The organism is Roseinatronobacter sp. S2, from assembly GCF_029581395.1.
Classification (GTDB): domain Bacteria; phylum Pseudomonadota; class Alphaproteobacteria; order Rhodobacterales; family Rhodobacteraceae; genus Roseinatronobacter.
The window spans coordinates 108402-121420 of sequence record NZ_CP121115.1; the positions used below are offsets into that span (position 1 = coordinate 108402).

Here is a 13019-nt window from a genome sequence, read left to right on the forward strand (position 1 = left end):
CAGATGACCACGCCACACCGCACCCCTGCCGCCAGCATGTCGGGCCTGTCCGTTCACAAGGACAGTCAGCGCGACATGTGGCGCACCCTGCCGGACGAGGTTCCGGTGGCGCTGGTCTTTGATGGCACGACCCTTGCGGTGATGATGGCCAGCCCCGCCGATATTCATGATCTGGCCATAGGCTTTGCCCTAAGCGAGGGGATTATTGCCACCGCCGGTGATGTGCAGGATTTCGAGGTGGCAGAACACCCCACTGGGCTGGAAGCGCGGCTTTGGTTGCGCGCCGACCGCTCAGAGGCCCTTCAGGCGCGCCGCCGTTTCATGGCGGGGCCTGTGGGGTGCGGGTTGTGCGGGATCGACAGTCTGGAGCAGGCCAGCCGCCCGTTGCCACATGTGCCCGATACCGGCCTGCGCCTGACGCGCAAGGCTGTTGCGTGTGCGGGCGATGGGCTGGCCGCGCGCCAGCCGCTGCGTGACCAGACAGGGGCCACCCATGCGGCGGGGTTCATGGCGCGTGACGGACGCATTGTTCTGGCGCGCGAGGATGTGGGCCGCCACAATGCGCTCGACAAGCTGATCGGCGCGATGGCGCGCGCGGGACTGGATGCGGGGCAGGGGGCGTTTATCATGACCAGCCGTCTGTCGGTGGAACTGGTGCAGAAATGTGCTATCGCTGGCTGTCCCGTGCTGGTGTCCGTCTCTGCGCCGACCGCGGCGGCCTTGCGGCTGGCCGAAGGGGCCGGAATTACCATTGCGGCTTTTGCCCGTGGGGGTGGTTTCGACATTTACGCGCATCCCGCGCGCATTATCACAAAGGTGTCCGATGCAGCCTGAGAAACTGATTTACATGGCCAACCAGATTGCGACCTTTTTCAAGTCGCAACCGGGTGATGACGGGGCGGAACGCATTGCCAGCCATCTGCGTGATTTCTGGGACCCGTCCATGCGCGCGCATTTGTGCGAACTGGCCAAACACGACAGCGCCGCCCTTGATGAGAATGTGCGCAAGGCGGTGGAATTGCTGAACTGAGGTGCTCGGGGGTAAGTGCCCCGGGTTTCCCAAGGCGCGGGCTATATCCATTCCTCCCCCCCCGCTAGAGCATGTTGCTCAAAAGTGGGAACCGGTTTTGAGCTTCTCGAACATGCGCAATCAATAAGTTAGAGCATGTCTCGTGAATACGAATGAACGGGATATGCTCTAATCCCGCTTTGGTGGTGTCCAGTGGGTCAGGCGCGCGGTGATCCGTGTCAGCAAGGGGGCAGACGGGATGATGATGAATATCCGTGTGATGTGATAGGCCGTGACCAGTGCCACGCTTTCTTGCAACACCTTGGCGGTCAGGGCCATTTCGGTCACGCTGCCCGGTGCGGTTGCCAGAACCATGGTGGCCCAGTTCGTTCCCGTAATCGGGGCAAGGATCAGCGCCAGTGCCAGACACAGCGCCATCATCAGCAATGTCGATAACATTGCAGCCGGAACAAAACGCCCCGCACGACGGAACAGATCGCGGTTGATCACGGCGCCAAGCCAGACCCCCAGCAACACCTGCGCGCCCGCAAGCACCATATAGGGCGTGGCCGTAACGGGCAGCCCCAGCGCGGCAGCCGCTGCCGATGCGGCAAGCGGGCCAAGGAAAAACGGGTTCGACACCCGCAACAATTTAAGTGTGAAGGCACCAAGAACGGCCAGCACAATCAACAGCGCCGCCCCTTGAGGTGTCCAGTGCATGTTGCGCAGGGTTTCGGACGGGTCAGCGACGCTGCCGTCAAGCAGCAGGATCGCAGGCGGGATAACCAGCACCAGCGCCATGATCCGCAAGGTCTGCGCAAAGACAACAGGGCCGGGGTTGACCCCGTAGCGCTGCGCCAGATTGGCAGATTCCACCGGTCCCATCGGAACAGATGCCAGCGTGGCGGTCATTGCATCAACATCCGACAGGCGCATCAACACCCACGCCACCAGAAAACCCGCAGCGATTGTCAGCAGCGCGGCGATGACCATGGGCAGGAACATCGCCCCCAGTGTTTCCAGCGCCGCTGGCGTGAACGCTAGCCCGACAGAGCCTGCAACCACGATCTGCCCCGCCGGTCGCGACATTGCAGGGGCCTTGATCTGAACGCCATAAAGGCTGATGCCGGTGGCAAAGACCAATGCGCCGATCATCCATGGCAGGGGCACATGCAATTGCGCTGCAACCCAGCCGGTGCCGACAGCACCCAGATAAATCAAGATGATTTTAGCATATTTTCCCGGAACGGAATGCTGCATCGGGAAACCCCGCGGATGACCTTGCTGTTTGTGTAGCCCAAAGTGAAAATGGATACCAGAAGGAAACTTCACTTGTGTATTGTCGGGGCAGTGCATCCTTGCGGGATGCAGTGGTCATGCGCGGGTTCCGGGTCGGGGGTTGGCCTGCGGTCGGGTCAGAACACTTCCGGCTGGTTGGCTTGTATCCAGTCAATAATATCGCCGATATGGCTAAGATGGGTCTTTACGGCGGCGGCTGCACCGTCCCCGTCGCCTGCGCGCAGGGCGTTCAGAATGTCGTGGTGTTCGGCCAGCGCGCGCGGCGCTTCAAAAGACAGGCTTAAATATCGGGCGCGGTCCATATGGCCCTTGTTGTCCTTGATCAGTGCCCAGCCGAATCCAAGCCCCGCATAGGTGCAGATGTCATGATGAAACTGATCATCCAGCGCATGAAAACCGGTTTTGTCATTCGCGCGCAGGGCATCTTCCTGCCGGTTCAGGATGTCCTGCAATGCAGTAATATGCACAGGTTCCAACTTTTCTGCCGCCACGCGCATGGTCGCTTCTTCCAATGCGCTGCGAATGAAATAAGCCTGCACAATCGCATCCTTGGAAATGGGCGCGACGGTGGTTGCGCGCTGTGGCCTGATATGGATCAGGCCCAGTTGCGACAACCGGTAAAATGCATCCCGCACCGGCTGGCGCGACACGCCCAGTTGTGCGGCGACTTCGGCTTCTGACAGCTTTGTTCCCGGTGGCAGCATCAGGTTGATGATGCGTTCATACAGCAGATCATACACCTGATCAGCCATGCTGCGCGGGTGGTGGGCATCCAGTGGCGGAAGAAGCTGTGACATTGACATAGCAAGTGTATCTACATCCCTTGACGCAACCTGTAAACTAGAATATTAGTCGAATAGATAATTTCCCTGAACCAGAGGTGCAAATGCCACTGCTGCAAGAAGACCGCCTTTTCCCGATCGAAGGGCGCGCCCGCGACCTTGCGCGTGCCCTTTACGCCGAGATCTGTGATCTGCCGATCATCAGCCCGCATGGCCATACGGACCCGCGCTGGTATGCCGAAAATGCGGCGTTTCCCGATCCTGCGCAGTTGTTTGTCACGCCTGATCACTATGTCTTTCGCATGCTGTGCTCGCAGGGGGTGGCGCTGACGGATCTGGGTGTGCCGCGCGCGGATGGCGGGCCAACTGAAACAGATGCGCGCAAGATATGGCGGTTGTTTGCGCAGAATTACCACCTGTTTCGCGGCACGCCGTCGCGGATGTGGCTGGATTATTCGTTCCAGCATGTGTTTGGCATTGACCGCCCGCTGAACGCGGACAATGCGGACTGGTATTTTGACCATATTGCAGATTGTCTGGCCAAGCCCGAGTTTCGCCCCCGCGCCCTGTTCGAGCGGTTCAATATCGAAGCGATTGCCACCACCGAAGCGGCCACCGATGATCTGCGCTGGCACCGGATGATCCGCGACAGTGGCTGGACGGGCCGCGTTGTCACCGCCTATCGCCCCGATGGCGTGATTGATCCCGAAGTGGAAGGGTTTGCCGAAAATGTTGCCCTGATGGGTGAACAGACCGGCGAAGATACCACCACTTGGGCGGGCTACCTGTCTGCCCATCGTGCGCGGCGGGCGTATTTCAAGGAATTTGGCGCGACATCGACCGATCATGGCCACCCCAGCGCGCGCACCGAAGATTTGCCGCAGGCAGATGCGGCGGCGCTGTTCACCAAGGCCTTGCGGGGGGAATGCACGGCAGAGGAAGCCGATGCCTTCCGCGCCCATATGCTGACGGAAATGGCCCGGATGAGCTTGGATGACGGGTTGGTCATGCAAATGCACCCCGGATCACGCCGCAACCATTCCGGCCCCGTCATGACCATGTATGGCCGCGACAAGGGGTTCGATATTCCGGGCCGCACCGATTATGTTGCAGCGCTGCGCCCGCTTTTGAATGCGGTCGGTATGCGGGCAGATTTGACGGTGATCATATTCACGCTGGATGAAACATCCTATGCGCGCGAACTGGCCCCGCTGGCAGGCGTTTACCCCTGCCTGAAGCTGGGTCCGGCATGGTGGTTTCATGACAGCCCAGAAGGCATGCGCCGGTTCCGCGAAATGACCACGGAAACCGCCGGTTTCTATAACACTGTCGGCTTCAACGATGATACCCGCGCGTTCTGTTCGATCCCCGCGCGCCATGATGTCGCGCGGCGTGTGGATTGCGCCTATCTGGCCACGCTGGTGGCGACCGGCCGCCTGTCCGAAGGTGATGCCCCCGAACTGGCGCATGATCTGGCTTACGGGCTGGCCAAGCGCGCCTATAAACTTTGACAGGAAAAACCAAATGTTGAATGTTGAAACCCGCCACGCCGTTCATCCTGAACATGCCAAGGGCATGGATACAACTGATCTGCGCCGCAATTTTCTGGCCGGGGGGTTGTTTGCAAACGGTGAAATCCGTCTGGCCTATACCCATTATGACCGCTTTGTTCTGGGGGGGGCTGTGCCGGACGGGGCGGCGCTGGTGCTGGATCAGGTTGCAGAAACGCGCACGCCCAATTTCATGGACCGGCGCGAAATGGGGATCGTCAATATTGGTGATACCGGCCGCGTGGACGCAGACGGGCAGGGCTGGGACATGGCTTACGGCGATGTGCTGTATCTGGGCATGGGGGCCGGTCCGGTGACGTTTTCGGGCGCGGGGCGGTTCTACATCACATCTGCGCCTGCGCACCGTGCATTTCCGCACCGGCTGGTCAAAGTGGCCGACGCCAAGGAAGTGAAGCTGGGCGCTGCGGAAACATCAAACAAGCGCACAATCCGACAGTTTATTCACCCGCTGGTCATGGAAAGCTGCCAGTTGATTCTTGGCTACACCTCGCTAGAGGATGGGTCGGTCTGGAACACCATTCCAAGCCATATTCATGATCGCCGGATGGAGGCGTATCTGTATCACGGCATGGCGCCGGAAGCACGCGTGCTGCACCTGATGGGTGAACCGCATGAAACCCGCCATCTGTTTGTCGCCAACGAACAGGCGGTTCTGTCACCGCCATGGTCCATTCATTCGGGCGCGGGCATTGGCGAATACACCTTCATCTGGGCGATGGCGGGTGACAATGTCGATTACACAGACATGGACTTTATCGCCCCCGAGGATTTGCGATGACCGCCTTTTCGCTACACGGCCAGACCGCGCTGGTTACAGGTGCGAATACCGGTATCGGACAGGCGATTGCCGTTGCGCTGGCGCAGGCGGGGGCCGATGTCATTGCCGCCGGTCGGCGCGATTGCGACGAAACGCTTGTGCGCATGGGCAGCGGGCGCGCGCTGCAACTGGATTTCGCCGACCCTATGGCCGCGCGCGATGTGTTTGCGCAGAACCATATTGATATTCTGGTCAATAACGCGGGCATCATCCGCCGCGCCGATGCGGTTGATTTCACGGAATCCGATTGGGATGACGTGATGGATGTGAACATGAAGGCGCTGTTTTTCACCTGTCAGGCTTTTGCGCGGGCAGCACTGCCGCGCGGGCGCGGCAAGATCATCAATATCGCGTCGCTGCTGTCGTTTCAGGGCGGTATTCGCGTGCCCTCCTACACTGCCAGCAAACATGGGGTGGCAGGGCTGACGAAATTGCTGGCCAATGAATGGGCGGCGCAGGGGTTGAATGTGAACGCCATTGCACCCGGCTATATTGAAACCAACAACACCGAAGCGCTGCGCGCTGATCCGGATCGTTCGCGCGCCATTCTGGAGCGCATTCCCGCAGGGCGTTGGGGCCAGCCCGAAGACATTGCACAAACGGCAGTGTTTCTGGCGGCCCCCGCATCTGATTACATCAATGGCGCAATCCTGAATGTCGATGGAGGCTGGCTTGCACGATAGACTTTTCCACCCACACGAAACCACCCCTGCGGGGCCCGAACCCACCCTTGCGGGGATTGTGCATCTGGGGCTTGGGGCGTTTTTCCGCGCGCATGTCGCAAGCTACATTTCAGAAGCCATGCAGCACCATGGCGGGGACTGGGGCGTGATCGGTGTTTCGCTGAAATCCCCCGGCGTGCGCGACAGGCTGCGCCCGCAGGGCTGGGCCTATACCGCGGTTGAGCTGGCACCTGACGGTGAAAAACCGCAGGTCATGACATTGCTGCGCGATGTGCTGGTGGCGCCTGAAAACCCCCAAGCCGTGCTGGATGCGATGGCCGCGCCCACTGTGTCGATTGTCAGCCTGACAGTCACCGAAAAGGGGTATTGCCACGAACCGGCCACGGGGCGGCTGGACCCTGCGCATCCTGATATTGTGCATGATCTGAACCATGATTTGCCGAATTCCGCGCCCGGCTATCTGGTGCGTGCGCTGCAACTGCGCCATGCGCGCGGCCTGCCGCCGTTTACGGTGCTGTGCTGCGACAACCTCCCGGAAAACGGCCATGTGGTGCGCGGTGTGATGCTGGACCTTGCACGCCTGATCGACCCTGCGCTGGCCGCGTGGATTGCCAGCAACGGTGCGTTTCCCTCCACGATGGTCGACCGCATTGTGCCCGCCACCACACCTGACGATCTGGACCGCGTTGCCGCCCTGACAGGCCAGCGCGATGAAGCGCCGGTGATGCACGAACCGTTCCGCCAATGGGTGGTCGAGGACCGCTTTTGTGGCGCCCGCCCGCAGTGGGAAGTCGCAGGCGCGCAGATGGTTGCGGATGTCACCCCGTTTGAGCATATGAAGCTGCGCATGCTGAACGGCACGCATAGCTCGCTTGCCTATCTGGGGTATCTGGCGGGGTACCAGACGATTGCCGAAGTCATGACCGACCCCGCCTTTGTCAGCTATGCGCGCCACCTGTGGCAGTCAGAGATTATTCCGACGCTGACCCCGCCGGAAAACACCGATCTGGGTGCTTATGCCGAAGCGCTGGCCGCGCGATATGCCAACCCCGCAATCCGGCACCGCACATGGCAGATCGCAATGGATGGCAGCCAGAAGCTGCCGCAACGCATTCTTGCCACGCTGGCCGAAAACCGCGCGGCGGGGCGCAGCAGTGCAGGACTGGTGCTGGCCGTTGCCGCATGGATGCGCTACACATCAGGCCGCGATGAAACCGGCACCGCGGTCGAGGTGAAAGACCCGCTTGCCGACCGTCTGGCAGCGCTTTGGTGTGATGATCCGCGCGACACGGTCAAAGGGTTTCTGACCTTGTCAGAGGTGTTTCCAAAATCCTTGCGTCAAGATTCCGGTTTTGCCGCCGAATTGACACAAGCCCTGTCAGGGCTGGTGGCGCAGGGCGCGCGTGCGGTGGTGGCGGATATCTAATTTTTGCCGCCGCCTGCCACAACGCGCAATAATACGCAGTGTCAGTCCGGCGTTATGGCAGATGGGGCAGGTGGCGGGCGCAGGGGATACAGCGTTTCGCCATCTTCCTGCCCGCGTGGCCAATGCCCGTCCCGCCGCAGCCGCACCTGATTTTGCCAACCGCGCGGACTGGTGCCAATATGGCGTTTGAACAGCCGTGAGAAGTAGTAGACATCGTTAAACCCCAGCCGTGCGGCTGTTTCGGTAACCCCTGTGCCTGCTTCCAGCAATTGCATACCGATTTCCATGCGTTTGAATTCCTGATATTTCGCAGGCGTGGCTCCCAGCCGGCGGCTGAATTCGCGGCGGAAATACACATCACTGTAGGGCGCATCGCGCACCACACGTTCGGCCAGCCCCGGTTGCAGCGGGTTGGCGGCGATTTGGGTCGCGGCCATCATCACCGCCATAGGCAGCCCTTCGGACTGGTCAAGGGCGGGGTCCTGGGTGTTTTGCCAGCCCAGAAATGCATCTTCGATAAATTCGTTCACAATCACCATAAACGCATGATGCATTGACATGGTGACCGATCCGGCGGGCGCTGTTGCGCGGTAATGGCGCACCAGCGGCTCCAGCATGGGCCAGCGTGACAGGGTAACGACCTGCCGCAAATGCAGTCGCGCCAGAAAATCATGCCGCCCAAACAGGTCCAGCCGGAAATGCTGCGCCAGTCCGGTATACAGACAGTCCGGGTCGGGGTTGCGGCCCTGAAACCGTGTTCCGGCCGGTATAAGCATTGCCATGCCGGGCGTCAGGGTGATGTGCTGGTCCCCCAGAAGATACGCGCCCTGTCCGGACAGGCAGATCACAAGGTCATGATAGCTGTTCACCTTGTCGATGGACCAGCTGTTCGAGTGCCGCATCCGGATCGCAGAGCGTGTCAGCGTCAGATCCAGCGCCCGAACCGGAAGCCCCGCCAGAATGCCGGCCCCTGCTGTTGCCGCAGTTGCAAGATGTTCTGTTTCGTCCATCTTTTTCTGCATAAACGTCAATTCCATCTGTCTGCTTAACTGGCATATTAGGCGAATACTTCTGGCAGGGAAATGCTTGTCAGAACGGATCGAATCGAAGGAGGAGCGATTTGATGACGTGCCAAAGGCAGAATCTTTGCCAAAGACACCGCATCCTGTCACGAATTGCGGACATCCCCCCATGCTTTGGCCCCTGTCCGGGCCACATGGGGAACATGTATCAAATGACAGGGGAATAAACCATGGAAAGCCGTTTTCTGGGGCTGGCCTATCTGGCGCCTTATATCATCGGGCTGCTGGTCTTCACGATGATCCCGTTTCTGGCCTCGCTTTACCTGAGTTTCACAGATTACAATCTGATGTCGCGCCCGATCTGGACGGGGCTGGAAAACTTCCGTGATCTGATGTCGGACCGCACCTTCAAGCGGTCGCTGAATGTGACACTGCTTTATGTGTTTCTGACAGTGCCGCTGAAACTGGTCTTTGCGCTGTTCATCGCCGTGATCCTGAACTATCGGCTGAAAGCGATAGGGTTCTTCCGCACCGCATATTATGTGCCGTCCATTCTGGGCGGATCAATCGCGGTGGCGGTGCTGTGGCGCTATATCTTTGCCGATACGGGGCTGGTCAATATGGTGCTGGTCGCCATCGGTCTGGACCCTGTCAACTGGTTCGGCGATCCGGTCAATGCGCTGTTCACCATCACGCTGCTGCGCACATGGCAATTCGGGTCGGCAATGGTCATCTTTCTGGCAGCGCTGCAATCGGTGGACAAATCGCTGTATGAAGCGGCCGCGATTGATGGTGCAGGCAAGTGGCACAGTTTCGTCTTCATCACACTTCCGCTGATCACGCCTGTCATTTTCTTTAATCTTATCATGCAGATGGTGCAGGCGTTTCAGGAATTCAACGGCCCTTATGTGATTACTGGCGGCGGGCCGCTGCGGTCCACCTACCTGCTGCCGCTGTATATCTATGACGAGGCATTCAAGAATTTCAACATGGGCTATGCGTCGGCCATCGCCTGGGTGCTGTTTGTCATCATCATGGTGCTGACCGTCGCGGCGTTCTGGTCATCCAAAAAATGGGTCTATTACGCCGGCGACAAGAGGAGCTGATCGATGAGTAATCCTGACACAACGCTTACGCCGGTCAAGGCCCTGGTGGCCCCTGTTCTGGACGACACGTCCCGCGCGCAGATCAGGGCAGAACGCCTGTCCGCTTTCGTGCGCTATTCCTTGCTGATCACGGTGGGCTTTCTGATGCTGTATCCGCTGCTGTGGCTGGTGGGCGCATCGTTCAAGACCAATTCGGAAATCTACGGCTCCATCGGGTTCATTCCGCAAGAACCGACACTGGAAGGCTATCGCAAAGGGTGGGAAACCTCGACTCCCTATACATTCGGGCGGTTTTTCTGGAATACGTTTCTGATCATCCTGCCCAAAACCATCTTCACGGCGATTTCCTGCGCGCTGGTGGCATATGGGTTCGCACGGTTTGAATTTCCCTACAAGAAACTGCTGTTTGCCAGCCTGATTGCAACATTGCTGCTGCCCAATGTGGTGACACGCATTCCGCAATATATTCTGTTCCGCGATTTGGGCTGGCTGGACACCTATCTGCCGCTTTGGGTGCCATCGGCCTTTGCAGGGGACGCATTCTTTGTGTTCATGCTGGTGCAGTTCCTGCGCGCCATTCCCCGCGACATGGAAGAGGCGGCGCGCGTGGACGGGGCCAACAGCCTGCAAACCCTGATATATATTGTGGTGCCCATGCTGATGCCCGCGCTGATTTCGGTGGCATTGTTCCAGTTCATGTGGACAATGAACGATTTTCTGGGTCCGCTGATCTATCTGTCTTCGGTCCAGAGCTTTCCGGTATCGCTGGCGTTGAAGCTGTCCATCGACACCACCGAGGCCTTTGACTGGAACCGGATTCTGGCGATGTCCGTGCTGGCGCTTCTGCCCGCGCTGATCGTCTTTTTCATGGCACAACGATACTTCATCGAGGGCATCTCGACTGGCGGGGTGAAAGGGTAAAGCTATGGCACGTTTGCAAATCAAGAATCTGGAAAAGACCTATGCCAATACGTTCAAGGCGGTGCACGGCATCAATCTGGATGTCGAGGATGGCGAGTTCATGGTGCTGGTTGGCCCGTCGGGTTGCGCGAAATCAACCACATTGCGCATGATTGCGGGCCTTGAAAGCATATCCGGCGGCGAGGTTGTGATCGGCGAAAAGGTGGTCAACCGCCTGCAACCGGGCCAACGCGGTATTGCGATGGTGTTTCAGAACTACGCGCTTTATCCGCATATGAAAGTGCGCAAGAACCTGTCCTTCGGGTTGCGCCTGCAACGCGCCCCCAAGGCCGAGATCGAACGCAAAACCGCAGAAGTTGCGCGCATTCTGGAAATTGAACCGTTGCTGGACCGGCTGCCCAAGGAGTTGTCGGGCGGGCAGGCACAGCGCGTGGCGCTGGGGCGCGCGTTGATCAAGCAGCCCGAAGTGTTCCTGTTTGACGAACCGCTGTCCAATCTGGATGCAAAACTGCGCGCGTCCATGCGTGTGCGGATCACCGATCTGCACAAGCGGCTGAAAGATCAGGGCATGTCGTCAACGGTGATCTATGTCACCCATGACCAGACCGAAGCCATGACCATGGGCGACAGGATTTGCGTGATGAAGGACGGCCATATCATGCAGGTGGCCGACCCCAAGACATTGTATGACCGCCCCGCCAATGCGTTTGTTGCCGGTTTTATCGGCAGCCCCGAAATGAACCTGCTTGCCGGGCGGCTGGATGGCAGCAGGTTCCATCTGGGGGACCAGTCGCTGGTTCTGCCGGATGAACTGATGGCCCGGCTGCACGCCAATAGCGGCGCGGTAACCTTGGGCATTCGCCCCCAGCATCTGCGCGTCAATACCGCGCACGGGCTGCGCGCCGTGGTCGCAGGGGCGGAATTCATGGGCCATGAAGTGGTGCTGCATCTGGATGTGGAAGGCGAGCGTGTGGTCGCGGTGTTGCCCGCCGCCGATTACGCCGATCTGGACCGCGGCACGTCAGTTACGCTGACCCCCGATCCGGGCAAGGCGCATGTTTTCGATCAAACCGGCGGGAATATCTCGCTCTCATAGTCTTGGTAAAGGGAGGATTTACACATGAGACTTCTGACAACAACCATTCTGACGGGTTTGCTGGCGACAGCCGCGCAGGCCGATACGTTGCGCATGTCATGGTGGGGCGGCGATGCCCGCCATGCCCAGACACAAGAGGCGCTGAATTATTGCGGCCCGAAATACGGCCATGACATACAGGCCGAATTCACCGGCTGGTCGGGCCATCAGGAACGTATCACCACCCAGATCGCCGGCCGCACAGAGGCCGACATTATGCAGATCAACTGGCCATGGCTGCCGCTTTTTTCGCCCGACGGGACGGGGTTTGTGGATCTGTATGACTATGGCCATATCATCGATCTGTCGCAGTTTACCGAAGCGCAGCTTGCCGGTGGCGAAGTTGCGGGCAAGCTGAACGGGATTCCCGTGTCCACGACAGGGCGGGTTTATTTCTTCAATAAAACCACGTTTGAACGCGCCGGTCTGGACGTGCCCAGCACATGGCAAGAGGTGATCGACGCAGCGCCCGTGCTGCGTGCGGAACTGGGACCGGATTACTACCCGTTCGAAGCAGCGGGCCTGAACGCGATTTTCCTTGTATCCATGGCTGTGACACAGGCGACCGGCAAAGACCTGATCGATCCTGAAACGACAATGGCTGCCTGGACCGAGGAAGAACTGCTTGAAGGTATCCGTTTTTACCAAAGTCTGGTCGAAGCCGGTGCCATTCGCGAATGGCGGCAGGTCGCGGGCGAGGGCAATATCGAATTGTTCGAGATGCGCCCATGGGCCGACGGACGGATTGCGGGGACGTATGAATGGGATTCGGCCTATGCAAAATATGCCGACCCGCTAAGCGACGATCAGGTGCTGGTGCCGGTGCCCATGCTGATGACCGAAGGGGCGGTGACCGAAGCCACCTATTCCAAGCCATCCATGCTGTTTTCGATCTCGCGCAATTCCGGCCATCCCGAAGCGGCGGCGGAAATCATCAACTGTTTGCTGAATGATCCCGCAGCGGTTGAAATTCTGGCAGATTCGCGCGGGGTGCCTGCCAGCAAATCAGCGTTCGAATTGCTGAACGAAAGCAACCTGATCAACCCCAACGTAGCGGCGGCCAATGCGATTGTGCTGGATGGCAGCGGGCCGGTGGTGTCGTCGTTTAACGAACACCCGCGCGTGCGTGATGCCTTCCGCGACAATCTGGAAGGTGTGGCCTATGGCATTCTCAGTGCCGAAGATGCTGCGGCAGATATCATCAGCAGCATCAACCGTGCGCTGCGCCAGCACCGCTAACCCTGACCT

At 59.3% G+C, this 13019-nt stretch carries 13 protein-coding genes; 10 read left to right on the top strand and 3 right to left on the bottom strand.

What is annotated here, in order from left to right:
- Positions 1-3 precede the first annotated feature (3 nt).
- Together fdhD and P8S53_RS17340 are read left to right on the top strand one after the other, a co-directional pair.
- Entirely contained in the window at positions 4-834 is an 831-nt protein-coding gene (gene fdhD / locus P8S53_RS17335) for a formate dehydrogenase accessory sulfurtransferase FdhD (RefSeq protein ID WP_277807087.1), read from the top strand.
- Positions 824-1030, top strand: coding sequence for a formate dehydrogenase subunit delta (locus P8S53_RS17340; protein WP_277807088.1), 207 nt, complete (start codon positions 824-826; stop codon positions 1028-1030). Before fdhD ends, P8S53_RS17340 begins: the two co-directional genes overlap by 11 nt.
- A 168-nt stretch (positions 1031-1198) precedes the next feature.
- Here P8S53_RS17340 and P8S53_RS17345 read toward each other — a convergent pair whose 3' ends face one another.
- Both P8S53_RS17345 and P8S53_RS17350 read right to left on the bottom strand, forming a co-directional pair.
- Positions 1199-2269: an AbrB family transcriptional regulator gene (locus P8S53_RS17345; protein ID WP_277807089.1), complete on the bottom strand. Its 1071-nt coding sequence runs from the start codon at positions 2267-2269 to the stop codon at positions 1199-1201.
- A 155-nt stretch (positions 2270-2424) separates the two neighbouring features.
- The gene (locus P8S53_RS17350; RefSeq protein ID WP_277807090.1) at positions 2425-3105 is read right to left on the bottom strand and encodes a GntR family transcriptional regulator; all 681 of its coding nucleotides are present in this window, start codon (positions 3103-3105) and stop codon (positions 2425-2427) included.
- Between the two features lie 89 nt (positions 3106-3194).
- Between P8S53_RS17350 and uxaC the strand changes: the two genes are divergently transcribed.
- Genes uxaC through P8S53_RS17370 form a run of 4 tightly spaced genes read left to right on the top strand, consistent with a single transcriptional unit; the run spans position 3195 to position 7587 of the window.
- On the top strand, positions 3195-4601 hold the full coding sequence (gene uxaC, locus P8S53_RS17355; protein ID WP_277807091.1) for a glucuronate isomerase: 1407 nt from the start codon (positions 3195-3197) through the stop codon (positions 4599-4601).
- Positions 4602-4614: 13 nt separating this feature from the next.
- Positions 4615-5439 carry a 5-dehydro-4-deoxy-D-glucuronate isomerase gene (kduI, locus tag P8S53_RS17360; protein WP_277807092.1) on the top strand — a complete coding sequence of 275 codons (825 nt, stop codon included), beginning with the start codon at positions 4615-4617 and terminating at the stop codon, positions 5437-5439.
- Positions 5436-6161: a 2-dehydro-3-deoxy-D-gluconate 5-dehydrogenase KduD gene (kduD, locus tag P8S53_RS17365; RefSeq protein ID WP_277807093.1), complete on the top strand. Its 726-nt coding sequence runs from the start codon at positions 5436-5438 to the stop codon at positions 6159-6161. Before kduI ends, kduD begins: the two co-directional genes overlap by 4 nt.
- Positions 6139-7587 (top strand): mannitol dehydrogenase family protein, encoded by a 1449-nt coding sequence (locus P8S53_RS17370; protein ID WP_277807260.1) that lies wholly within the window; start codon positions 6139-6141, stop codon positions 7585-7587. Before kduD ends, P8S53_RS17370 begins: the two co-directional genes overlap by 23 nt.
- Before the next feature lie 41 nt (positions 7588-7628).
- On the opposite strand, the gene P8S53_RS17375 is transcribed toward P8S53_RS17370, so the two are convergent.
- Positions 7629-8597 (bottom strand): AraC family transcriptional regulator, encoded by a 969-nt coding sequence (locus tag P8S53_RS17375; RefSeq protein WP_277807094.1) that lies wholly within the window; start codon positions 8595-8597, stop codon positions 7629-7631.
- A 242-nt stretch (positions 8598-8839) separates the two neighbouring features.
- Between P8S53_RS17375 and P8S53_RS17380 the strand changes: the two genes are divergently transcribed.
- Genes P8S53_RS17380 through P8S53_RS17395 form a run of 4 tightly spaced genes read left to right on the top strand, consistent with a single transcriptional unit; the run spans position 8840 to position 13010 of the window.
- Complete coding sequence (locus tag P8S53_RS17380) at positions 8840-9715, top strand: carbohydrate ABC transporter permease (protein ID WP_277807095.1); 876 nt, start codon at positions 8840-8842, stop codon at positions 9713-9715.
- Positions 9716-9718: 3 nt separating this feature from the next.
- Positions 9719-10636: a carbohydrate ABC transporter permease gene (locus P8S53_RS17385; protein WP_277807096.1), complete on the top strand. Its 918-nt coding sequence runs from the start codon at positions 9719-9721 to the stop codon at positions 10634-10636.
- Between the two features lie 4 nt (positions 10637-10640).
- Positions 10641-11732 (top strand): ABC transporter ATP-binding protein, encoded by a 1092-nt coding sequence (locus tag P8S53_RS17390; protein WP_277807097.1) that lies wholly within the window; start codon positions 10641-10643, stop codon positions 11730-11732.
- Positions 11733-11756: 24 nt separating this feature from the next.
- The gene (locus tag P8S53_RS17395) at positions 11757-13010 is read left to right on the top strand and encodes an ABC transporter substrate-binding protein (RefSeq protein WP_277807098.1); all 1254 of its coding nucleotides are present in this window, start codon (positions 11757-11759) and stop codon (positions 13008-13010) included.
- The last annotated feature ends 9 nt before the right edge of the window (positions 13011-13019 follow it).

Coding starts and splice junctions, on each gene's coding strand:
- P8S53_RS17375 (WP_277807094.1), bottom strand. CDS start 8,597: ATGGACGAAACAGAACATCTTGCAACTGCGGCAACAGCAGGGGCCGGC.
- kduI (WP_277807092.1), top strand. CDS start 4,615: ATGTTGAATGTTGAAACCCGCCACGCCGTTCATCCTGAACATGCCAAG.
- P8S53_RS17340 (WP_277807088.1), top strand. CDS start 824: ATGCAGCCTGAGAAACTGATTTACATGGCCAACCAGATTGCGACCTTT.
- P8S53_RS17380 (WP_277807095.1), top strand. CDS start 8,840: ATGGAAAGCCGTTTTCTGGGGCTGGCCTATCTGGCGCCTTATATCATC.
- P8S53_RS17395 (WP_277807098.1), top strand. CDS start 11,757: ATGAGACTTCTGACAACAACCATTCTGACGGGTTTGCTGGCGACAGCC.
- P8S53_RS17385 (WP_277807096.1), top strand. CDS start 9,719: ATGAGTAATCCTGACACAACGCTTACGCCGGTCAAGGCCCTGGTGGCC.
- P8S53_RS17370 (WP_277807260.1), top strand. CDS start 6,139: ATGGAGGCTGGCTTGCACGATAGACTTTTCCACCCACACGAAACCACC.
- P8S53_RS17350 (WP_277807090.1), bottom strand. CDS start 3,105: ATGTCACAGCTTCTTCCGCCACTGGATGCCCACCACCCGCGCAGCATG.
- fdhD (WP_277807087.1), top strand. CDS start 4: ATGACCACGCCACACCGCACCCCTGCCGCCAGCATGTCGGGCCTGTCC.
- P8S53_RS17345 (WP_277807089.1), bottom strand. CDS start 2,269: ATGCAGCATTCCGTTCCGGGAAAATATGCTAAAATCATCTTGATTTAT.
- P8S53_RS17390 (WP_277807097.1), top strand. CDS start 10,641: ATGGCACGTTTGCAAATCAAGAATCTGGAAAAGACCTATGCCAATACG.
- kduD (WP_277807093.1), top strand. CDS start 5,436: ATGACCGCCTTTTCGCTACACGGCCAGACCGCGCTGGTTACAGGTGCG.
- uxaC (WP_277807091.1), top strand. CDS start 3,195: ATGCCACTGCTGCAAGAAGACCGCCTTTTCCCGATCGAAGGGCGCGCC.